Raw genomic sequence first — 1360 nt, 5'->3', positions numbered from 1 at the left:
TTGGCGACGGCCCCGGCACCGATCGGGGACGTCCTCGTGCTGGTAACGGTGAACCCGGCCGGGGGGCGGGGGGAAGCTGACACGGAGGAGGTGTCCGTGGGGGCTGCTCCGTGCCGTGGGCCGGGTGAGTGCAGCACGGACGGGAGTACCAGGCACAGGGCTGCCACGGTGCAGGCCGCGGTCGCGCCCAAGGCGTGCCGGCGGTGGCGGCGCCGGTCGGCGCGTCGGCGGACCTCCGCGGCGGGCAGGGTCGGTGCCGGCATCTGCGTGCCGAGCAGCCGCAGCCGGTCGCCCAGGGGGTCGTGGAGGGGGTCAGACATGGAGTCGTCCTTCCTCGCTGGTCGGGGGCTGGTCGCCGAGCCGGGCCGCCAGCGCGGTCCGCCCGCGGGCGAGGCGGCTCTTGACGGCACTGACGCTGGCGCCGGTCTCGGCCGCGACCTGCTCGATGGAAAGGTCGCACATGTGGTGCAGGACCATGGCACTGCGCTGCGCCTCGGGCAGGTCGCGGAGCGCGATGACCAGCATCAAGTACTCCTCAGTGGGCGGCTCGACGGTGCGGGGTTCATGGTGGTGGCGTCCGGCCAGATGCAGACCCCGGGCCAGACGTCGCCAACGTGAGATGGCCAGCCGCCGGGCGGTGGTCCGGATCCAGGCTTCCGGGGCATCGTCGAGGTCGAACGTGCGCCTTCGGTCCCACGCGCGCATGAAGGCCTCCTGAACCACGTCCTGTGCTTCGGACCAGTCGCCGGTCATCGCGTAGAGCTGACCGGTCAGGCGGGAGAAGGACGCTGCGTAGAACGCGTCGAACTCCTGTGGCGTCATCAACGGCTTCTCTCCTGGTGCTGTCGATCGGCTCGCATCACAGGCGGTTCGCCGGGAAGCACTCCTCGACCACGGCGGTGGAGCCGTGCCTCCCGGGCGGAGCCTCGCGCCGCTCAAGCCTGTACGCACGAGCGCCGTCCCCAGGTCGCGCCCACGTCCTGTGACATGGACCACGTGTCCGGGGCGCGACCGCACGGGCACCGAGGGGCGTACAGGGGTGCGGGCATCAACCGGACGCCCGCAGGAAAGGACACTGATTCATGCGTATCCGCCCGATCATGCTCACCGCGGCCACCGCCGCAGTCATCGCGACGGCGGGGGGAGTGGCCAGCGCTGCGACCGACACCCCCCGGCCCACGGCCACGGCTCACGGCAAGCCGTCCGGTGCGCCCGCCGCCAAGGTTCACGGCACCGGCTCGGCCGGCGCCTCGGTGGTCTCCGGTACCGGTGTCTCCGGGAACCGCGTGACCGCCACCCCGGCCGGGTTCACCGTTACCAGCACGAGGACGTCCCCGATCGGTGCCGGGGCCGTCGCCGG

1 protein-coding gene and 2 pseudogenes are annotated in these 1360 nt (G+C 72.6%); 1 reads left to right on the top strand and 2 read right to left on the bottom strand.

Features of this window, described 5'->3' with window-relative positions; translation table 11 throughout:
• A pseudogene (locus VKA29_RS03175) lies at nt 1-320 on the bottom strand (hypothetical protein); the annotation flags it as partial.
• A complete protein-coding gene (locus tag VKA29_RS03170) occupies nt 313-822 on the bottom strand; it encodes a SigE family RNA polymerase sigma factor (RefSeq protein ID WP_324783595.1) in 510 nt (169 codons plus the stop codon). The gene VKA29_RS03170 and the pseudogene VKA29_RS03175, both read right to left, overlap by 8 nt.
• Nucleotides 823-1082: 260 nt before the next feature.
• Between VKA29_RS03170 and VKA29_RS03165 the strand changes: the two are divergent.
• Nucleotides 1083-1360, top strand: a pseudogene (locus VKA29_RS03165) (hypothetical protein); the annotation flags it as partial.

Origin of the sequence: Streptomyces sp. H51 (assembly GCF_035656535.1) — a bacterium.
GTDB lineage: Bacteria > Actinomycetota > Actinomycetes > Streptomycetales > Streptomycetaceae > Streptomyces.
The sequence above is the reverse complement of the archived record's forward strand: the minus strand, read 5'-3'. Positions and strand labels throughout refer to the sequence as shown.